The organism is Geodermatophilus sp. YIM 151500 (genome assembly GCF_025716945.1).
Lineage (GTDB): Bacteria > Actinomycetota > Actinomycetes > Mycobacteriales > Geodermatophilaceae > YIM-151500.
In genome coordinates this window covers 527,197-548,440 of sequence record NZ_JAOVZT010000002.1, presented here as the reverse complement: position 1 = coordinate 548,440, position 21,244 = coordinate 527,197, and the positions used below count along the sequence as shown (strand labels likewise).

Here is a 21,244-nt window from a genome sequence, read left to right as displayed (position 1 = left end):
ACGGTCCGGCGGCCCGCGGACGGATCAGGCCCGGCCGATGCCACGGGCCCGCGCTGCGGTGACGACGAGGTCGACGACGGTCCCGAGCGGCAGCGCGGTGCTGTCCACCACCAGGTGGTAGTGCCGCGCCTCGGCCGGGTCGCACCGGTAGAAGTGCCGCACGTAGGCCTGCCGGGCCCGGTCGTTGGCCACCATCTCGCCGCGCACCTCCTCCCACGGCCGGCCCGACCGGGCGACCGCCGCCTCGAGCCGACGCTCCTCCGGCCCGTCGAGCCGCACGTGCAGGGTGTCGGCCCGGCGGCCGAGCACCAGCGCGGCCGCGCGCCCGAGCACCACGCCGCCGCCGTCGGCGATCTCGGCCAGCACCCGCTCGGTCTGCTGCCGGTAGGCCCGCTCGTCGGGGATGGCCGTCGTCGGCATCATCCCGCCGACCGGGTCGGGCATCGAACCCAGCGACGCCACCAGCCGCCACAACCCCCGGACCACGGTCTCGTCGTTGGCCTCCGCATCGGCGACCGGCACGCCGAGGCGGCCGGCCACCTGGGCCGGGATGGCCCGGTCGTGGAACGGCAGACCGAGCCGTTCGGCGACGGCGGGCGCCACCTCGGCCCCGCCGGCGCCGTACGACGCCGAGACGGTCACCACGCCCACGGTCGCCCCTCCTCGCCGATCGTGCCCGGCGCGTCCGATCCGGCCGGGACGGCGTCCGCCCGGCCCGCCTGCGTGACGGGCGGGGCCAGCTCCCTGCCCAGGAACACCGCGCCGGGCGCGCAGGCGTACACGCCGTAGCCGGGCACCGGCCGGTACCCGCGGCCGGCGTAGAGCGCGAGCGCCTCGGGCTGCCGGTCGCCCGAGTTGAGCACCATCCGACGGTGCCCCGCCCCGCGCGCGCTGCGCTCCAGCGCGTCGACGACCACCTGCGCGATCCCCCGCCGGCGGAAGCCGGGCGCCACGTACACCCGCTTGATCTCGGCGACCTCCCCGTCGACGGCGCGCCAGGCCCCGCAGCCCGCGGGCACGCCGTCGACCTCGGCGACGAGGAACAACCCCGCCGGCGGGTCGAACTCCGCGGCGTCGACCACGGCCGCGTCCCGGCCGCCGTACCGGACGACGTACTCCTGCTGCACCTGCTCGACGAGGTGCTGCGCCAGCGGGTCGGCGTAGGGCAGCGCCCGCAGCACCACCCGCGCACCGTCGCGCAGGCCCCGCTCGTCGCGGAGCACCCGCTCAGCCGAAGTGGACATGGCCCGCCCTCTCCGCACCGACCGACCGCAGCACCGCCGCGGCCGGCTCACCGCTCACCGTCACGGCCGGATCCTGCCGCGCCTCCCGCACCGCGCCCACCGCCGTCCACCCGTCGGGCAGCTCGGCCCCGGGCGGGAAGGCGGCCACCAGGGCGTGGTCCTCACCACCGGTCAGCACCCAGGCCATCGGGTCGCCGCCGAGCGCCGCGGCCACGTGCTGCAGCGGTCCGACCGGCTCCAGGCAGGCGCGCACCAGCGCGGCGCGGTCCAGGTCGACGTCCACCCCGCTGCCCGCGGCCAGGTGCCCGACGTCGGCGAGCAGACCGTCGCTCACGTCGCACATGGCGGTGGCACCGGCCAGCGCGGCGGCCGGGCCGGCGGCGTACGGGGGCTCCGGACGGCGGTGCGCGGCCACCGCCGCGAGCGGGCTGGTGAAGCCCCGCCGGAGCACGGCCAGCCCGCACGCGGACCAGCCCAGCCGCCCGGCCAGCGCCACCACGTCACCCGGCCGCGCGCCCGAGCGCAGCACCGGCGCGCGGCCGCCGAGGTCGCCCAGCGCGGTCACCGACAGGACGACCGCGTCGCTGCCCGGGGCCGCCCCGACGGTGTCGCCACCGACCACGGCCGCCCCCAGCGGCGCGCACTCGGCCGCGAGCCCGGCCGCCACGCCCTCCAGCCACGTGGTCGAAGTGTCGGGCGGGCAGGCCAGCCCGACCAGCAGCGCGGTGGCGGTGCCGCCCATGGCCGCGACGTCGGCGAGGTTGGCCGCCGCCGCCTTGTGCCCGATGTCCTCCGGCGAGGACCAGTCGCGGCGGAAGTGCCGGCCCTCCACGAGGACGTCGGTGGTGGCCACCACCCGGCCGTCCGGCGCGCGCAGCACAGCGGCGTCGTCCCCCGGTCCCACCTCGCTGACCGCGGCCGCGCCGGACCGGGCGAGCACCCGCGCGATGACGCCGAACTCGCCCACGACGCGCACGCTGTCGGCCGGGTCGTCCCGCGGCAGCAGCGGGCGGGGCCGAGTCACCGGCGCCCTCCCGCCGCTGGGGTAGGTTCCCGATCGGTCCGCCACCCGGCGGGGACGACGTACCGGCAGCGCTGCCCGAGGAAGGGTCTCCCGTGGTCCACGCCTACATCCTCATCCAGACCGAAGTCGGCAAGGCCGCCCAGGTGGCGGCGACCATCAGCGAGATCGACGGCGTGACGAAGGCCGAGGACGTCACCGGCCCGTACGACGTCATCGTCCGCGCCGAGGCCGAGACCGTCGACGAGCTGGGCCGGCTGGTCGTGGCCCGGGTCCAGTCGGTCGACGGGATCACCCGCACGCTGACCTGCCCCGTCGTCAACCTCTGAGCCGCTGACCGAGCAGCACCCCCCGGGCGCGGGCGACGATCCCGGCGACGGCGCCAGGGACGGCCCCGGCGCCGGCCCCGGTGCCGGGAAAGGCGCCGGGAACGGCGCCCGGCGGACCGACGACCCGCTCCGCCGCGCCGCGCTGATCGCCACCGCCGTGGTGCTGCCCGTCGTCGTGGTGGTCGCCGTCCTGGTCAACGTGCTCGGCCCGGACGGCGACGCGCGGCCCGCCGGCGACGGCGCGCCGGCCGAGGTCGGGGGCACCGTGCCGACGCCACGGGCGGAGCTGCCGGTGCTGCCGGTCCCGGTGCCGCCCGTCACGCCCGAGGCCGAGGCGGCCTGCCCGGGGCTCATGGCCGAGCTGCCGCTGGAGCTGGCCGGGGAACCGTCCCGGCGGGTCGACTCCGACACGCCCTACGCCTACGCCTGGGGCGAGCCGCCGCTCGTGCTGGTCTGCGGCGTCGACCGGCCGGAGGGCTTCGACCTGGGCGCGAGCCTCATCCAGATCAACGGCGTCCAGTGGTTCGTCGACACCGACGACCCCGACCTCACCGTCTGGACGGCCGTCGACCGGCCGGTCTACGTCGAGGTGCAGGTGCCGGCGGCCGTCGACAGCGCCGGGGTCACCCAGCTGACCGTGCCGATCGGCCGGACGCTGGAGGCGCGCGAGCCGGCGCCGGCCGGCTGAGCGGCTGCTCGGCTCAGCGCGGCGGCAGCCGCTGCAGCTGGGCGCGCAGGACCGCGCGCACCTCCTCCCGCGCCGCGTCGGTCGTCCCGGCGACCGCGGTGACCGAGACGCTGAACACCCCGTGCCCGCACCACGACAGCGCGGCCGGGCCGGTCAGGCCCGGCGGCGGCGGGTCGCCGTCCACGACGAGCAGCCAGCACCCCCCGGGGAGCTCCGGTGGGTCGTCCTGCAGCAGGCCGCCGTACCGGTCGGCCTCGTTGGCGGCGAGGTCCGCGGCGTAGGCGTCCGCGCCCACGCGGTGCGCGAACTGGTCGACGAAGACACCGGTCAGCGCGCCGCTACCGGTCCCCCAGAACCGCTCCCAGCCCCACCGGTAGCCGTACTCGGCGAGCACCGCGCGCTCCCGCGCCGGGTCGTCGGCGTACTGGGCGACGTCCTCCACCGTCTTGGGGCCGGCCGGCGGCTCGACCTCGGTGTCGGCCAGGCGCGGCAGCTCGGAGGGGACGTGGGACACGATCAGCGGTTCCAGGTCCGCCGGCGCCTCCGGCACGTCGTCCACCGGCGCGGCGGACGCGACGCCGTCCACGGCCCGGTCGCAGCCGGTCGCCGGCAGCAGCAGCACGGCAGCGGCGGCCCACACCCCCCGCGAGGGCCGCCGGCGGCTCACCGCGCGGCCGGCCTGCCCGCGTCGCCGGCGCGGGCGGCGGAGGACGCGCCACCGACCGGCAGCGCGCTGGCGACCAGCCGGTCGACCAGCTCGGCGAAGTCGACGCCGCTGGCCGCCCACATGCGCGCGAACATCGAGATGGGCGTGAAGCCCGGCATCGTGTTCACCTCGTTGATCACCAGCCGGTCGCCGCCGTCGGGGCCGGCGCCGAGGAAGAAGTCGACACGGGCCAGCCCTCGGCAGTCCAGCGCGAGGTAGGCCCGGCGGGCGGCCTCCTGCACCGCCGCGGTCTGGCCGGGGGTCAGCTCGGCCGGCACGTCGAAGTCGGCGGCGTCGTCGAGGTACTTGGCGGCGAAGTCGTACCACTCGACGCCCTTCCGCAGCCGGATCTCCGCCGGCAGGCTCGCCTCGGGCGCCGCGTCGCAGCGCCCGGCCAGGACGCCGCACTCGATCTCCCGCCCGGGGACGGCGGCCTCGACGATGACCTTGGGGTCGACGCCGGCCGCCGCGGCCACCGCGGCAGGGAACTGCTCCCAGTCGGTGACCTTGGTGATGCCGATGCTCGACCCCGCCCGCGCGGGCTTGACGAACACCGGCAGGCCCAGCCGGTCCCGGTCGGCCGCCGACAGCAGCGCCGGGTCGGCCCGCACCGCTCCGGTGGCGTCGCGCAGCACCACGTGGTCGCCCTGCGGGAGCCCCGCCGCGGCGAGCAGCTTCTTGGTGAACTCCTTGTCCATGGAGGCCGCGCTGGCGAAGACGCCCGAGCCGACGTAGGGCACGCCGGCCATCTCCAGCAGGCCCTGCACGGTGCCGTCCTCGCCGTAGGCGCCGTGCAGCACCGGGAACACGACGTCGACCTCGGTGAGCGCCGGACCGATGGCCGCGCCGGGGTCGAGCACGGCCAGCCCGCGCGCCGCCGGGTCGCCCACCAGCGACACCGCCGTCCCCCCGGACACCTCGGGCAGCCGGCCGTCGGTGATGGTCATCCGCTGGTCCGGATCGGGCAGCACCCACCGGCCGTCGGGCGCGATGCCGACCGGCACGACCTCGTAGCGCTGTGGGTCCAGGGCGGCGATGACGCTGCCCGCCGACACGCAGGAGATCGCGTGCTCGGCGCTGCGCCCCCCGAAGAGGACGGCGACGCGCAGCTTCTCCGGGTTCCCGCTCATCGCGGCTGACACTAATCGAGCGCCCGGCGCGTGCCGCCGAGGCGACGGCCGGGGCGCCGCCGCCGACGCCGGGCTCGGCCGGTCACACCCGGTCCAGCGCCGCCCGCAGGTCGTCGACCAGGTCGTCGGTGTCCTCGATGCCGCAGGAGAAGCGGACGAACCCCGGCGGCACGTCGTCGCCGCCCCACTGGGCGCGCCGGTCGACGGTGCTGTGCACACCGCCGAAGCTGGTCGCCGCCGTCCAGAGCCGGGCGGCGCCGAGCATGCGGCCGACCGCCGCCGCGTCGGGCAGCTCCGCCGAGAGGACGCCGCCGGGGCGCAGCATCTGCCGCGAGGCGACCGCGTGGGAGGGGTCCCCCGGCCGCCAGGGCCAGCGGAGGCCGGACACCGCCGGGTGGGCGGCGAGCAGCTCGGCGACCGCGGCGGCGTTGGCGGCCTGGCGGGCGAGCCGGAGGTCGAAGGTGCTCAGCGACCGGTGACCGAGCCAGGCCTCGAACGGCCCCGGGGTGCTGCCGGTGTGGTCGCGCCAGGAGCGCAGCCGGGCGAGCACCTCCTCGTCGGTGGTGCTCACGTGGCCGAGCAGCAGGTCGCTGTGCCCGGTCAGCGCCTTGGTGTCGCTGCCCACGGTCACCTGGGCGCCGAGGGCGAGCGGGCGCTGGCCCAGCGGGCTGGCCGTCGTGTTGTCGACGGCGAGCAGCGCCCCGGCCGCCCGCGTCGCCCGCGCGACGGCGGCGATGTCGCACACGTCCAGCTGCGGGTTGCTGGGCGTCTCCAGCACCACCAGGCGCGCTCCTCCCAGGTCGCCGCGGGCGGCCACGGCCTCCACCTCGGGGGTGGGCACGAGGTCGACGCGAAGCCCCAGCCGGGCGAGCTCGTCGCGGGCCAGCAGCCGGGTCGTGTAGTAGCCGTCCGACGGCAGCACGACCCGGTCGCCGGCCCCGGCGCAGGCCAGCAGCACCGCCGTGATCGCCGCCATGCCGGTGGCGAAGGACAGGCAGCGGCCGCCGTCGAGCTCGCCGACCGCCGCCTCGAAGGCGCGCAGCGTGGGCTGGCCGGTGCGCGCGTAGCCGTCGGCGCCGTCGGCACCCGGCGGCCGGTCCCCGAGGTGGAACGGCGCGGCGAACACCGGGGACGGGCGCAGCGGCGCGCCCGGCACGGGCGCGGCCTCGCCGGCCCGCACCGACCGCGTGCCGTCACCCCACGGCCGGGCCGGCCCGCCGGCGGTCACTCCGGCTTCGCCTCGCGGGTCATGATCTCCTTCACCAGCGCCGCGGCCGGCACGCCCTCGTGGCACACCCGCACGACGGCCTCGGTGATCGGGACGTCGACGTCGTGCGCGCGGGCCAGGTCGAGCACCGACCGGCAGCTCTTGACGCCCTCGGCGGTCTGCCGCGTGCTCCGCTGCACCTCCTCGAGGGTCATCCCGCGGCCGAGCTTCTCGCCGAAGGTGCGGTTGCGCGACAGCGGCGAGCTGCAGGTGGCCACCAGGTCGCCCAGGCCGGCCAGTCCGGCGAACGTGGCGGCCTCGGCGCCCAGGGCCAGGCCCAGCCGGGCGGTCTCGGCCAGCCCGCGGGTGATCAGCGAGGCCCGGGTGTTGTCGCCGAAGCCGAGCCCCTCGGCGACCCCGCAGGCGAGCGCGATCACGTTCTTGACCGCGCCGCCGAGCTCGCAGCCGACGAGGTCGGGATTGGTGTAGGGCCGGAAGTAGGGCGTGTGGCACGCCGCCTGCAGCGCCGCGGCGCGGTCGGTGTCGGTGCAGGCGATCACCGTGGCCGCCGGCTGCTCCTCGGCGATCTCGCGGGCGAGGTTCGGGCCGGTCAGGGCGGCCACCCGGTCCGGTCCCGCACCGGTGACCTCGCAGATGACCTCGCTCATCCGCTTGGTCGTGCCGAGCTCGATGCCCTTCATCAGCGACAGCAGGGTCGCGTCGGGGGGCAGCAGCGGCGCCCAGCGACCGAGGTTCTCCCGCAGCAGCTGCGAAGGCACCGCGAGGACCACGACGTCGGCACCGGCGAGCGCCTCGGCGGCCTCGGCGGTCGCCATGACCGCGGCGGGCAGGCGGATGCCGGGCAGGTAGTCGCGGTTCTCCCGGACGTCGCAGATCGCCGTCGCCAGCTCCGGCCGCCGGGCGAGCAGGGTGACCCGGCAGCCGGCGTCGGCGAGCACCTTGGCGAACGTCGTGCCCCACGACCCCGCGCCGAGCACCGCGGCCCGGATCACGGGTGCTCCCCGGTCGCCGGGCCCGACCCGCGGACGCTCCGGAGCAGCCGCGTCGGCCCCGTCACGCCGCGCTCCCCGACACGTCGCCCGGCAGCTCGCGCGCCGGCCGGGGGTGGAAGGTCGTCGGGGCCGGCTCGCCGCGCAGCTCGGCCAGCTGGTCGCGCACCCGGACCATGATCAGGTCCGTCGTCTGTCGCAGCAGGTCGCCGCTGAGCGGGCGGCCGGCGCGCACCTCGGCCCGCAGCGCGGACAGGTCGACCGGCTCGCCGACCATGTAGTCGGCGGGTGTCCGCAGCCGCAGGTGCAGCTTCTTCGCGTGGTAGTCGTGCACCCGCTGCGGCCCCCACTGAGCGACCGGGACCACCACGGCGTCGGTGGTCAGCGCCAGGCGGGCGACCCCGGTGCGCGCCTGCATCGGCCACCACGCCGGATCACGGGTGACCGACCCCTCGGGGTAGATGACGACGACGTTGCCCGCCGCGAGGTCGGCCCGGGCCGCGTCGAGGGCCTCGTGGGCGTCGGCGGAGAAGCGGGCCACGGGGATCTGCCCGGCCGCCCGCAGGATGGTGCCCGCCGGGCCGGTGAACACCGACTGCTTGGCCAGGAAGTGCGGCACCCGGCCGTTGTCCCACGCCAGCCGGGCGCAGGCCAGCGGGTCGAGGACGGACACGTGGTTGGCGACCAGCAGCACCGGCCCCTCCGCCGGGATGCGCTCGCCGTGCCGGTAGCGCAACCGGAACAGCAGCGACGACAGCGGCAGGACGACGAGGACGCACAGCCACAGGGCGAACGGCAGCCGTCCGCGCGCGCGCCGCTGCCCGGGCCGACCCGCCCGCCGAGCACGTCGCGGCGACGTGTCCTGCGGCGTCACCGGCCCACCTCCCTCGTCGTCGGATGCGCTCATGATCGACCCTGACCGGTCCGCCCGGCCGCACCGGGTCCTCCGACCGGGCGAGGAGCCGGACGGCGGCCCCGGCCGTCCGGCCCGCGACGGGGACGGCGGCCCCGGCCGTCCGGCCTGCGACGGGGACGGCGGCCCGGCGGTGTGCTGACATTGTCGGCGTGGGTCCGTGGTCGGTCGTCGTCCCGGCGAAACGGCTGCCCGCCGCCAAGACGCGGCTGCGGCCGCTGACCGCCCGGACGGGCGGCGACGCCGGTCCGGCGCCCGCCGACCCGCACGCCGACCTGGTGCTCGCGCTGCTCGCCGACACGCTGGCCGCGGCGCTGGCGTGCCCCGCCGTCGCCGCCCTGGTCGTGGTGACCGACGACCCGGCCGCCGCCGACCTCGCGCGCGGCCTCGGGGCCGTCCCGGTGCCCGACGTCCCGGACCGGGGCCTCAACCCGGCGCTGGCCCACGGCGCCGCGGCGGCCACCGCGCTGACCGGGAGCGCGGCGGTCGCCGCGCTCTCCTCGGACCTCCCGGCGCTGCGGCCGGAGGAGCTGGCCGGCGCGCTCGGCGCCGCCGGCGTGGTCCCGGTGCGGCGCTCGTTCGTCGCCGACGCGCAGGGCACCGGGACGACGCTGCTCGCTGCCGCGGGCGGAGACCTCGACCCGCGCTTCGGCCGCGGATCGGCGGCCGCGCACGCCGCCAGCGGCGCCCTCGCGCTGGGCGGCGGCTGGCCCGGTCTGCGTCGCGACGTCGACTCCCCCGATGATCTCGCCACCGCCGCCCGGCTCGGGCTGGGGCCGCGGACCGCCGCCGTGCTCGGCCGGTGGGGTGCCCACCCCGTCCGGGGGACCCGGGCCCGCGGGTCCCGACCGACGGCCTGACGACCGCCCGCTGGGACGTACCGGGCGTGGCGGCCGCGACCGGCTGCCCTCCGTGGCGTGCGCGTACCGCCGGGGTCGGCCGCTCGGCCGGCCGGGACCACGCGGCGTGCTGGCACCGGGCACGCCGGAGCCGACCCCGGCGGCCCGGCGCCGACCCACCGCGGGTTCCCCCGGTGCGGCACGATGGCCCGGTGGTCTCCGACATGGTGTCCCGGACGGCGACCGGGCCGGCCGAGCGGCTGCCCGCCGACCGATTCCTGAACCGGGAGCTCTCCTGGCTGGACTTCAACGCCCGGGTGCTCGAGCTCGCGGAGGACGACACGCTGCCGCTGCTGGAACGGGTCAAGTTCCTCGCCATCTTCGCCAGCAACCTCGACGAGTTCTACATGGTCCGCATCGCCGGGCTGAAGCGGCGGCAGAGCACCGGCCTGTCGGTCCGCTCGCCCGACGGGCTGACCATCAAGGAGCAGCTCGCGCTGGTCAACGCGCGCACCCAGGAGCTGGTGCAGCGGCACGCCGACACGTTCACCAAGGACGTCACCCCGCGCCTGGAGGACGCCGGCATCCGCATCGTGCACTGGGACGACCTGGCCGACGCCGAGGCCATGCGGCTGCGCGAGTACTTCCGCGACCAGGTGTTCCCCGTGCTGACCCCGCTGGCCGTCGACCCGGCGCACCCGTTCCCCTACATCAGCGGGCTCTCGCTCAACCTCGCCGTCTCCGTGCGCGACCCCGACACCGGGGTGCCCCGCTTCGCCCGCGTCAAGGTGCCCAACAACGTGCCGCGGTTCGTGCCGGTCAGCGTGCCCGGCGCCGAGACCGGGTTCCTCCCCCTCGAGGACCTCATCGCCGCGCACCTCACCCAGCTGTTCCCGGGCCTCGACGTGCTCGAGCACCACCTGTTCCGGGTCACCCGCAACGCCGACATGGAGGTCGAGGAGGACCGCGACGAGGACCTCCTGCAGGCGCTGGAGCGGGAGCTGGCGCGGCGGCGGTTCGGCCCGGCGGTGCGGCTGGAGGTCACCGAGTCGATGGACCCGGCGATCCTCGAGGTGCTGCTGTCGGAGCTGGAGGTGGCCGCCGACGACGTCCTGACGGTGCCGGGGCTGCTCGACCTCGCGGCGCTGTGGGCGCTGTACGGCCTCGACCGGCCGGAGCTGAAGGACGACCCGTTCGTGCCGGCCACCCACCCGCGGCTGTCTGAGGGCGAGACGCCCAAGAGCGTGTTCGCCACCCTGCGCGACGGCGACGTGCTGGTGCACCACCCCTACCACTCGTTCGCCACCAGCGTGCAGCGCTTCATCGAGCAGGCCGCCGCCGACCCGCACGTGCTCGCGATCAAGCAGACGCTCTACCGCACGTCCGGCGACTCGCCGATCGTCAACGCGCTGATCGAGGCGGCCGAGGCCGGCAAGCAGGTCGTCGTCCTGGTCGAGATCAAGGCCCGCTTCGATGAGGAGGCCAACATCACCTGGGCCCGCTCGCTGGAGCGGGCCGGCTGCCACGTCGTCTACGGGCTCGTGGGCCTGAAGACGCACTGCAAGACCGCGCTGGTGGTGCGGCGCGAGCAGGGTGTCATCCGGCGCTACTGCCACATCGGCACCGGCAACTACAACCCCAAGACGGCGCGGGTCTACGAGGACCTGGGCATCCTCACCGCCGACCCCCGGGTGGGGGCCGACCTCACCGACCTGTTCAACACCCTGACCGGTTACTCGCGGCAGACCGCGTACCGCACCCTGATGGTCGCCCCGCACGGGGTCCGCACCGGCCTCATCGACAAGATCAACCGTGAGGTCCGGCACGCCTCCGAGGGCCGGCCCGCCGGCATCCGCATCAAGGTCAACTCGCTCGTCGACGAGAAGGTCATCGACGCGCTCTACGCCGCCTCGTGCGCGGGCGTCCCGGTGGAGCTGCTGATCCGCGGCATCTGCTCCCTGCGTCCCGGCGTGCCCGGGCTGTCGGAGAACATCACCGTGCGCTCGATCGTCGGCCGCTTCCTCGAGCACTCGCGGGTGCTGTCGTTCGTCAACGGCGGTGACCCGGAGATCTGGCTGGGCAGCGCCGACCTCATGCACCGCAACCTCGACCGCCGCGTCGAGGTGCTGCTCCGCGTGGGCGACGAGGCGCTGCGCGACCGGCTGTGCGCCGTCCTGGACGCCGCCATGGCCGCCGGCGTCCGCTGCTGGGAGCTGGGCAGCGACGCGGTCTGGACCCGGGCCGGCGAGCGCGACTACCAGGCCGGGCTCATGGCGTGGGCCGGTGAGGGCGCTGTCTGAGGCCGCCGCCGGCGAGGCCGCGACCGCCGTCCGCACCGTCGCCGCGGCGGGCGGGGTGGTCTGGCGGCCGGGGCCGGACGGCGGCATCGAGGCGGCGCTGGTGCACCGCCCCAAGTACGACGACTGGTCGCTGCCCAAGGGCAAGCTCGACGCCGGGGAGCACGCGCTCGTCGCCGCCGTCCGGGAGGTCGAGGAGGAGACCGGGCTGTCGGTCGTCGTCGGACGGCGCAGCCTGCGCACGCACTACCCGGTCGAGGCGGGCGAGAAGCGGGTCGACTACTGGCTGATGCGGGCGTCCGGCGGCGGGTTCACGGCCAACCACGAGGTCGACGAGCTGGACTGGCTCGCGCCGCAGGCCGCCGCCGAGCGGTGCACCCACGAGCACGACCGCGCGGTGATCGCCGATCTGGCGCGGACCGACGTCCCCCGGGAGCCGGCGCTGCTGCTGGTGCGGCACGGCAGCGCCGGCGACAGGTCCGGCTGGGACGGGCCGGACGACACCCGCCCGCTGGACCGCAAGGGGCGCGACCAGGCCCGGCGGCTCGCCGAGGTGCTGCCGCTGTTCGCGCCGGTGGCCGTGATGTCCGCCGAGCGGACCCGCTGCCGTGACACCGTCGCCCCGCTGGCCGAGCGCCTCGGCCTGCCGGTGGAGCCGCTGCCGGAGATGGGCGAGGAGGAGTTCGCCGCCGACCCCCGGTCCGGGCTGGCGGCCGTCGAACGGCTGCTCGACCGGGCCGGGGACGGCGCGCCCGGGGTGACCGTGGTCTGCAGCCAGGGCGGCGCCATCCCGTCGTTGCTGCTGGCGCTCGGCGTCCGGCGGGAGGAGGTGGCCGGCCGGCTGCACCCGCCCGCGGCCAAGGGCAGCGTCTGGGTGCTCGGCGGCCGGCCCGGCGCGCTGGCGGCCGACTACTACCGCAACTTCCGCGCCGACCCCGACGCGCCGTCCCCCGACGCGCCGTCCTCCGACGCGCCCTCCCCCGTGGCGGCGCGCCCGGACGCGCCGTATCCCGTCGCGGCGGATCAGGGGACGGGGAGCACCCGCGGCAGCCAGGACGGGCGATCGGCCTCGTAGGCCTCGACGTCGGACAGGTGCCGCTCGGTCAGGCCGACGTCGTCGAGCCCCTCCAGCAGCCGCCACCGGGTGTAGTCCTCGATCTCGAACGGCACCGTCGTCCCGCTGTAGGAGACCGCCCTGTCCTGCAGGTCGACGGTCACCGGCAGCGCCGGGTCGGCCTCGACCGCGGCCTGCAGGCGCTCGACCTCCTCCTGCGGGAGGAGCACGGTCAGCAGCCCCGACTTGGTCGAGTTGTTGCGGAAGATGTCGCCGAACCGCGAGCTGATCACCACCCGGAAGCCGCCGTCCAGCAGCGCCCAGACGGCGTGCTCGCGAGAGGAACCGGTGCCGAAGTCTGGCCCGGCCACGAGGATCGAGGCACCGGCGTGCTCCGGGCGGTTGAGCACGAAGTCGGGCTCGTTGCGCCGCAGGGCGGAGAACAGGCCGTCCTCGAACCCGGTGCGGGTGATCCGCTTGAGGTACTCCGCCGGGATGATCTGGTCGGTGTCGACGGCGCTGCGGCGCAGCGGGGCGGCGGTGCCGGTGTGCGTGGTGAAGGCGTCCATCGGTGTCAGACCCCCGCGGTCTCGAGCTGGGCGGTGAAGTCGAGGTCGGCCGGAGCGGTCAGCTTCCCGGTCAACGCGGTCGCCGCGGCGACCGACGGCGAGACCAGGTGGGTGCGCCCGCCCTTGCCCTGCCGGCCCTGGAAGTTGCGGTTGCTGGTCGAGGCCGACCGCTCCCCCGGCGAGAGCTGGTCGGGGTTCATGCCCAGGCACATGGAGCAGCCGGCGCCGCGCCACTCGGCGCCGGCCTCGACGAACACCCGGTCCAGCCCCTCGGCCTCGGCCTGCGTCTTGACGCCGACCGAGCCGGGGACGACGAGCATCCGGGTGCCCGGGTCGATCCGCCGGCCGCGGAGCAGCTCGGCGGCGATCCGCAGGTCCTCGATGCGGCCGTTGGTGCACGAGCCGAGGAAGACCGTGTCCACCTCGATCTCGCGCAGCGGGGTGCCCGGGGTCAGCCCCATGTAGGCCAGCGCCTGCTCGGCGGCGCGGCGCTCGTCCTCGTCGGTGAGGTCGGCCGGGTCGGGCACCCGCTCGCTGATGGGCAGGCCCTGGCCGGGGTTGGTGCCCCAGGTGACGTAGGGCGTCAGCGAGGCGGCGTCGATGCGCACCTCGCGGTCGAAGACGGCGTCCTCGTCGGTGCGCAGCGTGCGCCAGTGCTCGAGCGCGGCGTCCCAGTCCGCGCCCTGCGGCGCGTGCGGGCGCCCCTGCAGGTAGGCGAACGTCGTCTCGTCGGGGGCGACCAGGCCGGCGCGGGCGCCGGCCTCGATCGACATGTTGCAGATCGTCATCCGGGCCTCCATGGACAACGCCTCGATGGCGCTGCCGCGGTACTCGATGACGTGCCCCTGGGCCCCGTTGGTGCCGATCCGCGCGATGACCGCGAGGATGATGTCCTTCGACGACACGCCGGGGGGCAGCTCGCCGTCGACGGTGACCGCCATCTGCTTGGGCCGGTACTGCGGCAGCGTCTGGGTGGCCAGCACGTGCTCGACCTCGCTGGTGCCGATGCCGAACGCCAGCGCACCGAACGCGCCGTGGGTGGAGGTGTGGCTGTCGCCGCAGACGATGGTCGTGCCGGGCTGGGTCAGCCCCAGCTGCGGGCCGATCACGTGCACGATGCCCTGGTCGCGGTCGCCCATGGGGGCCAGCCGGATGCCGAACTCCGCCGCGTTGCGGCGCAGCGCCTCCACCTGCGCGCGGCTCACCGGGTCGGCGATCGGGGCGAGGATGTCCAGCGTCGGCACGTTGTGGTCCTCGGTCGCCATCGTCAGGTCCGGACGGCGCACCGTCCGGCCGGCGGCGCGGAGCCCGTCGAACGCCTGCGGGCTGGTGACCTCGTGCACCAGGTGCAGGTCGATGTAGAGCAGGTCGGGCTCGCCGTCGGCGCGGCGCACCACGTGGGCTTCGTAGACCTTCTCCGCCAGGGTCTTGGGCACGGGCTCTCGTCCCTCCGCATCGGGCTGGCCATCTCACAGAGTGGGATGTCAGTATTGCTGTGTGGGACAGCCTAACCCGGTCGCCGTACTGGACAAAGCGATTGCCATCCTGCACGCCGTCGCCGACGAGCCGGCGACCCTCGCCGAGCTGGTCGAGCGGACCGGCCTGCCCCGCGCGACCGCGCACCGCCTGGCCGTCGCCCTCGAGGGGCACCGGCTGGTCCGGCGCACGGCGGCCGGCGCCTGGGCGCCCGGACCGGCGCTGGCCGAGCTGAACCGCGCCGCCCCCGACCTGGCCGGCCTGGTCGGCCGGCACCTCGCCGTGCTGCGCGACACCAGCGGCGAGAGCGCCCAGTTCTACGTGCGGGACGGCGCCACGCGGGTGTGCATCGCCGTCGCGGAGCGGGCCAGCGGACTGCGCGACACGGTGCCCGTCGGCGCCCGGTTGCCGATGACCGCGGGGTCGGCGGCCCACGCGCTGCTGGCCTTCACCCCCGCCGACGAGGTCAACCGGCTGCTGCCCAACGCCAGCTTCACCGCGCGGACGCTGCTCGACGTGCGCCGCCGCGGTTGGGCGCACAGCGTGGCCGAGCGCGAGCCGGGTGTCGCCTCGCTGTCGGCCCCGGTGCGCGACGCCTCCGGCGCGGTCCTCGGGGCGGTGTCGGTGTCCGGTCCGCTGGAGCGGCTGGGCCGGCGGCCGTCGTCCGAGGTGATCGGCGCCGTGCTCGACGCCGCGGCCGCGATCGCCCGCGCCGCCCCCCGCTGACCAGGGCATAGGAAGCTTTGCCCCCGTTTTCGGGGCCCGATGTGCAGGCAAAGCTTCCTATGCCCCGTCGGGGGGCGCCCGAGTCGCGCGCCGCGCGTCCGGGCGCACGGTCACCCTCGCCGCGCGGTGCCCGACCTCACCCTGCAGCACGAGGTCGGGCACTGCGGGCGGCGGGTCGCCTCGCGCCACCTCGGTGACGGTGCTCGTCTTCCCTCCGCCGACGGCCCGGGCGGAGACTGGCGCGCATGACCGCCACCGAGAGCACCTACCGCGGGCGGGCCCGCATCGCCGAGCCGGGCGAGGGCATCGGGCTCGACGAGCTCGCGCTGGCCACCCGCAACCACGGGATGCCGCTGGAGGCGCTGCGCTACGACGTCACGCCGCCCGGGCTGCACTACGTCCTGGTGCACTACGACATCCCCGCCACCGAGGCCGCGACGTGGGAGCTGGAGATCACCGGGGCGGTCGAGCGGCCGCTGCGGCTGTCGCTGGCCGACCTGACGGCCCGCCCGTCGGTCACCTCCCGGGTGCTGCTGGAGTGCGCCGGCAACGGGCGGGCGCGCTACGAACCGCGGCCGGTCAGCCAGCCGTGGCTGCTGGAGGCGGTCGGGACGGCGGAGTGGACCGGGACGCCGCTGGCTCCGCTGCTGGAGGAGGCCGGCGTCTCCCCCCGCGCCGTCGACGTCGTCTTCACCGGCGCCGACCACGGCGTGGAGCGCGGCGTCGAGCAGGACTACGCCCGCGGGCTCCCGCTCGCCGAGGCGATGCGCCCGGAGACCCTGCTCGTGCACGCGATGAACGGCGCGCCGCTGCCGCCGCAGCACGGCGCGCCGCTGCGCCTGGTGGTGCCCGGCTGGTACGGCATGGCGCAGGTCAAGTGGCTGCGCCGGATCGAGGTGCTCGACCGGCCGTTCGACGGCTTCCAGAACGCGACCGCCTACCGCCTCAAGGCCGACGCGGACGACGGCGGCGTGCCGGTCACCCGCATCCGCCCGCGCGCGCTCCTGGCACCGCCCGGCTGGCCGGACTTCATGACCCGCGAGCGGTTCGTGCACGCCGGCCCGGTGCCGCTGACCGGCCGCGCCTGGTCGGGCCGGGCGCCGTTGACGTCGGTGGAGGTCAGCACGGACGGCGGCGCGACGTGGGCGGCCGCCGAGCTGGCACCGGCCGACCCGGCGCACCCGTTCGCCTGGCGTGCGTGGCGGTTCGAGTGGACGGCGCGGCCCGGCAGCGCCGAGCTGGTCGTGCGGGCCGCCGACGCCGAGGGCGGGCAGCCGGTCGAGCAGGAGTGGAACCGGCAGGGCATGGCCAACAACCTGGTGCAGCGCGTGCCGGTGACCGTGCTGCCCTGACCGCGGCTCCGGCGGGCGCGGCTCCACCGGGCTCCGCGGCCACCCCCTGCTCCCCGGGCTCCGCAGCTCCGGCGGGCGCGGCTCCGCCGGGCTCCGCGGCTACGCCCCGCCCTGCTCCCCCGGCCGGTCGTCGCGGCCGCGGTCGACCACGACCGGGCGCAGCCGCGACCACAGCGCGAACGCGGCCGCGAACACGAGCATGCCCAGACCCGCCCACAGGTTGGCGTTCACGCCGTCGGTCTTGGCCAGCGTCGCCTCCGACCGGTCGATCAGACCGACCACCACGAGGACGAGCCCGTAGAGCCCGATCAGCTCGGCGATCACGTTGCGCACGTCGAACGCGCCGGCCGAGCGTCGCCGCCCGGGCCGGCCCTTCCCGCTGCTGCTCACCGGAGCTCCTCCTCCACCGGACCGGCGTTCATGCGAAGACCACGTTCAGCGCGATGACCAGGACCAGCGCGATCCCGGCCAGCTTCGTCGGCGACCGGTACCACGGCAGCTTCGCCGCGTCCGGGTCGGTCCGGTCCGCCTCCGGTGTCTCCGAGTAGACCAGACCGACCAGCTCGCGCGCCGGCTTGGGGGCGGTCACCCGGCTGACCCCGACGCTCACCGCGATGTCGACCACGAAGGCCGCGCCGGCCGCCACAAAGGCGCCACCCTGACCGGGGAAGTCGAGGATGCCGACCTCGTTGGCGACGAACACCGCGATCGCCGCGAGGGTCCCCGACACCAGCCCCATCCACCCGGCGGTCGGCGTCATCCGCTTCCAGAACATGCCGAGGATGAACGTGGCGAACAGCGGCGCGTTGAAGAAGCCGAACAGCGTCTGCAGGTAGTCCATCAGGTTGCTGTAGCCGGCGGCGATCAGCGCCGTGCCGATCGCGGCCACGGTGGCGCCGACCGTCGCCCAGCGGCCGACCCGCAGGTAGTACTCGTCCGGCCGGTCCTTGATCACGTACTGCTGCCACAGGTCGTAGCTGAAGACCGTGTTGAAGCTGGAGATGTTCGCCGCCATCCCGGCCATGAACGAGGCCAGCAGCCCCGCGATCGCCACCCCGAGCAGGCCGTTGGGCAGCACGTCGCGGATGAGCAGCAGGATTGCGTCGTTGTAGTCGACGCCGGGCGGCGCCTCGCCGGTGTCCGCCTTGAGCGCCACCACCTCCTCGACCAGGACGGCGGCGATCATGCCCGGGACGACGACGAGGAACGGGATGAACATCTTGGGGAAGGCGCCGATGATCGGCGTGCTCCGGGCGGCCGACATGGAGTTGGTCGCCATCGCCCGCTGCACCTCGACGAAGTTCGTCGTCCAGTAGCCGAAGGAGAGCACGAAGCCGAGCCCGAACACGACGCCGACCACCGACCACACCGGGTTCTCGAAGCCGGACAGGTCGGTGGCCGGCCAGGTCGACAGCTCAGCGGTCCCGCCGGGCCCGTCGGTGACCCCCTCGACCAGCCCGCTGATGCCGCCCACCCGGTCCAACCCGATGAGCGTCAGCGGCAGCAGCGCGGCGACGATGACGAAGAACTGCAGCACCTCGTTGTAGATCGCCGCCGACAGGCCGCCGAGGGTGATGTAGCCGAGCACGACCGCCGCTGCGACGATCAGCGACACCCACAGCGGCAGGCCGAGCAGCGCCTCGACGATGGTGGCCAGCAGGTAGAGGTTGATGCCGGCGATGAGCACCTGCGCTGTGGCGAAGCTGAGCGCGTTGACCAGGTGCGCGCCGGTGCCGAACCGCCGCCGCATGAACTCCGGGACGCTGCGGACCTTCGAGCCGTAGTAGAAGGGCATCATCACGACGCCCAGGAAGAGCATCGCCGGTACGGCGCCGATCCAGAAGTAGTGCATGGTCGGCATGCCGTACTGCGCGCCGTTGGCCGACATGCCGATGATCTCGACCGCGCCGAGGTTGGCCGAGATGAACGCCAGGCCGGTGACCCACGCGGGCAGCGAGCGGCCGGAGAGGAAGAAGTCCAGGCTGTCGGAGACGCTGCGCCGGGCGGCGACGCCGATGAGCAGGACGACGGCGAAGTAGACCGCGACCAGGGCGTAGTCGACGAACGCTGCGTCGAGTCTCAGGGTGTCGTCCACGGGGCTCCCTCGCTCCGGAAGGCTGCGGTTCAGGCGATCCGCCGGGCCCCCGCGGAGGGGACGGCGGTGAACGTGCGCGGCGGGTCGCGGTGCTCGGTCGCGAAGCGCTCGGTCACGGAGGTGACGACGGCGTCGACCCGGTCGGCGTCGACGAGGGCGAGGGCGCTGCCGCCGAAGCCGCCGCCGACCATCCGGGCGCCGTGGGCTCCGGCGGCGAGGGCGGTGTCGACGATGGCGTCGAGGGCCGGCACGGAGATCTCGAAGTCGTCGCGCAGCGACGCGTGGCCAGCGGTCAGGACGGGCCCGATCGACCGCGGGTCGGCACCGGAGCGCAGCGCGTCGACCACCGCGAGGACGCGGGTGTCCTCGGTGACCACGTGCCGGGCGCGGCGGGCCAGCACCTGCCCCTCGGCGGAACCGTCGGCCAGCTCGTCGACCCGCCCGACGTCGTCGACCTCCCGCAGCAGCCGGACCCCCAGGCGGCGTGCCGCCTCCTCGCACTCGCGGCGGCGGTCGCCGTAGCCGCCCTCGGCATGGTCGTGCGTCACGCCGCTGTCGACGACGAGCAGCGCCAGGCCGGTCGCCGCCAGGTCGAAGGGGACCTGCTCGGCGCTGCGGTCCCGGGTGTCGAGGAACAGCGCGTGGCCCTCGCGGCAGAGCATCGCGGCGGACTGGTCGAGGATGCCGGTCGGGGCGCCGACGTGGTCGTTCTCCGCCCGGCGGGCGACGTCAACCAGGTCGGTCGCGGCGAGGTCGAGCTCGAGCACGTCGCGCAGGGCCAGCGCCACCGCGCACTCCAGCGCGGCGGAGCTGGACAGGCCGGCACCGAGCGGCACGTCGCCGTCGACGAGGACCGTGACACCCCCCGCGGCCGTGACCGCCTCGCGCAGCTCCGCGACGACGCCGGCCGGGTAGGCGCCCCAGCCGGGCGGGACGCCGGGCGCCAGGTCGGTCAGCGGCACCTCGACCGGGCCGGCGGCGTCCTGCAGCGAGCCGAGGACGAGCCGGCCGTCGCGGCGGCGCGCCACAGCGGCGCGGGTCGTGTGCGGCAGCGCCACCGGCAGCACGAAGCCGCCGTTGTAGTCGGTGTGCTCCCCGATGACGTTGACCCGGCCGGGCGCGGCCCAGACCCCCTCCGGCTCGGCGCCGAAGCGGGCGAGGAAGGCGTCCCGCGCCCGCGCGGCCGCGTGGTCGTCGCTCCTCACCCCTCGACCACCACGGCGCGCAGCTGCTCGGCGACGTCCTCCGGATCGGTGTCGGTGACGAACGAGCCCATGCCGGACTCCGAGCCGGCCAGGTACTTGAGCTTGCCCGGCGCCCGGCGCAGCGAGAACAGCTGCAGGTGCAGCCACCAGTCGTTCCGACCGTCGCGCACCGGCGCCTGGTTCCACGCCGCGATGTAGGGCATCGGGGTGTCGAACCGGCGCGCGAACCGGCCGAGGACGTCGAGGTAGACCTCGACGAAGGCGTCGCGCTCGGCGCCGTGGAGCGCCGGCAGGTCGGGCACCCTGCGGTGCGGGTAGAGCATCACCTCGTACGGCCAGCGGGCCGCGGCGGGCACGAACGCCGTCCAGTGCCGGTTCGCGCGCACGACGCGGGGCCCGGCACGCTCGGCCTCGACGACATCGGCGAACAGGTCCCGGCCGGTGGCCTCCCGGTGGCGGCGCACGGAGGCGAGCACCGTCGCCACGCGCGGCGTCACGAACGGGTAGGCGTAGATCTGACCGTGCGGGTGCGACAGCGTGACGCCGATCTCCTCGCCGTGGTTCTCGAAGCAGAAGACCTGCTCGACGCCCGCGAGCCGGCTCAACTCCTCGGTGCGCTCCGCCCAGACGTCGACCACCAGGCGCGCCCGCTCCGGACCGAGCTCGGCGAAGATCCGGTCGTGGTCGCTGGTGAAGCACACCACCTCGCAGCGGCCGAAGCCCGGGCGCAGCTCGGCCAGCGGGGCACCCGGAGCGGTGGGCGCGACGTCCCGTTCGACGCCGGTGGCCAGCGAGGGGAACCGGTTCTCGAAGACGACGACCTGGTAGTCGGCGTCCGGGATCTCGGTGGGCCGTCCCGGGCGCGAGGGGCACAGCGGGCACTGGTCGGGGGGCGGCAGGAACGTGCGGGTCTGCCGGTGCGCGGCGACGGTCACCCACTCGCCGAGCAGGGCGTCGCGGCGCAGCTGCGACCGCGTGCTCACCGCGGGCAGGTCCCGGCCGTCCGCGGCGCCGTGCCCGGACCCGGGAGCGGCCGGGGCGTCGGCGTCGGCGTGCCCGGACCCGGGCGCGCCCTCGGCGGCGTGCCCGGACCCGGGAGCGGCGTCGGCGTCGGCGTGCCCGGACCCGGCGTCGGCGTCGGCGTCGGCGTCGGCGTCGGCGTCGAAGTAGAGGAGCTCGCGGCCGTCGGCCAGCCGGCGGGCCGTCCGGATCACCCGCTGCACCTCCGTCCCGGAGCGGCCGGGCGGCCGGGCGGCCGGCGCGGCCGCCGGGGGACGACGTTAACGGGGATGTTGATCATGGGCCACTCGAAGCCGCGGCCGGGCCGGGACGACGACGGGCCTCCGACCGCTGGGGTCGGAGGCCCGTGCGTGCCGTAGCCCC

At 76.0% G+C, this 21,244-nt stretch carries 21 protein-coding genes; 7 read left to right on the top strand and 14 right to left on the bottom strand.

All coding sequences use genetic code 11. The features are described from left to right. Positions 1 to 24 precede the first annotated feature (24 nt). The 3 genes from OF117_RS06095 to OF117_RS06085 are packed head-to-tail and all read right to left on the bottom strand — an operon-like array spanning position 25 to position 2,268. On the bottom strand, positions 25 to 651 hold the full coding sequence (locus OF117_RS06095) for an AAA family ATPase (RefSeq protein ID WP_263551911.1): 627 nt from the start codon (positions 649 to 651) through the stop codon (positions 25 to 27). Beyond that, entirely contained in the window at positions 639 to 1,244 is a 606-nt protein-coding gene (locus OF117_RS06090) for a GNAT family N-acetyltransferase (protein WP_263551910.1), read from the bottom strand. The genes OF117_RS06095 and OF117_RS06090 overlap by 13 nt, the downstream gene beginning before the upstream one ends. Continuing rightward, positions 1,228 to 2,268: a thiamine-phosphate kinase gene (locus tag OF117_RS06085; RefSeq protein WP_263551909.1), complete on the bottom strand. Its 1,041-nt coding sequence runs from the start codon at positions 2,266 to 2,268 to the stop codon at positions 1,228 to 1,230. The genes OF117_RS06090 and OF117_RS06085 overlap by 17 nt, the downstream gene beginning before the upstream one ends. A 92-nt stretch (positions 2,269 to 2,360) precedes the next feature. On the opposite strand from OF117_RS06085, the gene OF117_RS06080 reads away from it, so the two are divergent. After that, positions 2,361 to 2,594, top strand: a complete 234-nt coding sequence (locus tag OF117_RS06080) for an Lrp/AsnC family transcriptional regulator (protein WP_263551908.1) — start codon at positions 2,361 to 2,363, stop codon at positions 2,592 to 2,594. A 157-nt stretch (positions 2,595 to 2,751) separates the two neighbouring features. After that, positions 2,752 to 3,282 carry a DUF3515 domain-containing protein gene (locus OF117_RS06075; RefSeq protein WP_263551907.1) on the top strand — a complete coding sequence of 177 codons (531 nt, stop codon included), beginning with the start codon at positions 2,752 to 2,754 and terminating at the stop codon, positions 3,280 to 3,282. Between the two features lie 13 nt (positions 3,283 to 3,295). On the opposite strand, the gene OF117_RS06070 is transcribed toward OF117_RS06075, so the two are convergent. From OF117_RS06070 to OF117_RS06050, 5 genes are all read right to left on the bottom strand, one after another. Beyond that, complete coding sequence (locus OF117_RS06070) at positions 3,296 to 3,922, bottom strand: hypothetical protein (protein WP_263551906.1); 627 nt, start codon at positions 3,920 to 3,922, stop codon at positions 3,296 to 3,298. Positions 3,923 to 3,945: 23 nt separating this feature from the next. Beyond that, a complete protein-coding gene (locus OF117_RS06065; protein WP_263551905.1) occupies positions 3,946 to 5,118 on the bottom strand; it encodes a D-alanine--D-alanine ligase family protein in 1,173 nt (390 codons plus the stop codon). 82 nt (positions 5,119 to 5,200) lie between these two features. Beyond that, positions 5,201 to 6,346: a cystathionine gamma-lyase gene (locus tag OF117_RS06060; RefSeq protein ID WP_263551904.1), complete on the bottom strand. Its 1,146-nt coding sequence runs from the start codon at positions 6,344 to 6,346 to the stop codon at positions 5,201 to 5,203. Beyond that, positions 6,343 to 7,338, bottom strand: a complete 996-nt coding sequence (locus OF117_RS06055) for an NAD(P)H-dependent glycerol-3-phosphate dehydrogenase (RefSeq protein ID WP_263551903.1) — start codon at positions 7,336 to 7,338, stop codon at positions 6,343 to 6,345. The genes OF117_RS06060 and OF117_RS06055 overlap by 4 nt, the downstream gene beginning before the upstream one ends. Before the next feature lie 61 nt (positions 7,339 to 7,399). After that, positions 7,400 to 8,242 (bottom strand): lysophospholipid acyltransferase family protein, encoded by an 843-nt coding sequence (locus OF117_RS06050; protein WP_263551902.1) that lies wholly within the window; start codon positions 8,240 to 8,242, stop codon positions 7,400 to 7,402. Between the two features lie 158 nt (positions 8,243 to 8,400). On the opposite strand from OF117_RS06050, the gene cofC reads away from it, so the two are divergent. The 3 genes from cofC (at position 8,401) to OF117_RS06035 (ending at position 12,459) form a co-directional block, all read left to right on the top strand. Beyond that, complete coding sequence (gene cofC / locus OF117_RS06045; protein WP_263551901.1) at positions 8,401 to 9,108, top strand: 2-phospho-L-lactate guanylyltransferase; 708 nt, start codon at positions 8,401 to 8,403, stop codon at positions 9,106 to 9,108. A 191-nt stretch (positions 9,109 to 9,299) separates the two neighbouring features. After that, entirely contained in the window at positions 9,300 to 11,387 is a 2,088-nt protein-coding gene (locus tag OF117_RS06040) for an RNA degradosome polyphosphate kinase (RefSeq protein ID WP_263551900.1), read from the top strand. Further along, positions 11,371 to 12,459, top strand: coding sequence for an NUDIX hydrolase (locus OF117_RS06035; RefSeq protein WP_263551899.1), 1,089 nt, complete (start codon positions 11,371 to 11,373; stop codon positions 12,457 to 12,459). The genes OF117_RS06040 and OF117_RS06035 overlap by 17 nt, the downstream gene beginning before the upstream one ends. On the opposite strand, the gene leuD is transcribed toward OF117_RS06035, so the two are convergent. Both leuD and leuC read right to left on the bottom strand, forming a co-directional pair. Continuing rightward, positions 12,408 to 13,007, bottom strand: coding sequence for a 3-isopropylmalate dehydratase small subunit (gene leuD / locus OF117_RS06030; RefSeq protein ID WP_263551898.1), 600 nt, complete (start codon positions 13,005 to 13,007; stop codon positions 12,408 to 12,410). The genes OF117_RS06035 and leuD overlap by 52 nt on opposite strands. 5 nt (positions 13,008 to 13,012) lie before the next feature. After that, the gene (leuC, locus tag OF117_RS06025) at positions 13,013 to 14,443 is read right to left on the bottom strand and encodes a 3-isopropylmalate dehydratase large subunit (RefSeq protein ID WP_263551897.1); all 1,431 of its coding nucleotides are present in this window, start codon (positions 14,441 to 14,443) and stop codon (positions 13,013 to 13,015) included. A gap of 61 nt (positions 14,444 to 14,504) precedes the next feature. Between leuC and OF117_RS06020 the strand changes: the two genes are divergently transcribed. Together OF117_RS06020 and OF117_RS06015 are read left to right on the top strand one after the other, a co-directional pair. Then, the gene (locus OF117_RS06020; RefSeq protein WP_263551896.1) at positions 14,505 to 15,209 is read left to right on the top strand and encodes an IclR family transcriptional regulator; all 705 of its coding nucleotides are present in this window, start codon (positions 14,505 to 14,507) and stop codon (positions 15,207 to 15,209) included. Between the two features lie 245 nt (positions 15,210 to 15,454). Beyond that, a complete protein-coding gene (locus tag OF117_RS06015) occupies positions 15,455 to 16,561 on the top strand; it encodes a sulfite oxidase (protein ID WP_263551895.1) in 1,107 nt (368 codons plus the stop codon). A 99-nt stretch (positions 16,562 to 16,660) separates the two neighbouring features. Here OF117_RS06015 and OF117_RS06010 read toward each other — a convergent pair whose 3' ends face one another. The 4 genes from OF117_RS06010 to galT are packed head-to-tail and all read right to left on the bottom strand — an operon-like array spanning position 16,661 to position 21,075. Then, positions 16,661 to 16,951, bottom strand: coding sequence for a phosphoethanolamine transferase CptA (locus OF117_RS06010; RefSeq protein WP_263551894.1), 291 nt, complete (start codon positions 16,949 to 16,951; stop codon positions 16,661 to 16,663). Between the two features lie 28 nt (positions 16,952 to 16,979). After that, positions 16,980 to 18,656 carry a sodium:solute symporter family protein gene (locus OF117_RS06005; protein WP_263551893.1) on the bottom strand — a complete coding sequence of 559 codons (1,677 nt, stop codon included), beginning with the start codon at positions 18,654 to 18,656 and terminating at the stop codon, positions 16,980 to 16,982. Positions 18,657 to 18,685: 29 nt separating this feature from the next. Next, positions 18,686 to 19,861, bottom strand: a complete 1,176-nt coding sequence (gene galK, locus OF117_RS06000) for a galactokinase (RefSeq protein ID WP_263551892.1) — start codon at positions 19,859 to 19,861, stop codon at positions 18,686 to 18,688. Next, the gene (galT, locus tag OF117_RS05995) at positions 19,858 to 21,075 is read right to left on the bottom strand and encodes a galactose-1-phosphate uridylyltransferase (protein ID WP_263551891.1); all 1,218 of its coding nucleotides are present in this window, start codon (positions 21,073 to 21,075) and stop codon (positions 19,858 to 19,860) included. Before galT ends, galK begins: the two co-directional genes overlap by 4 nt. Positions 21,076 to 21,244: the final 169 nt, after the last annotated feature.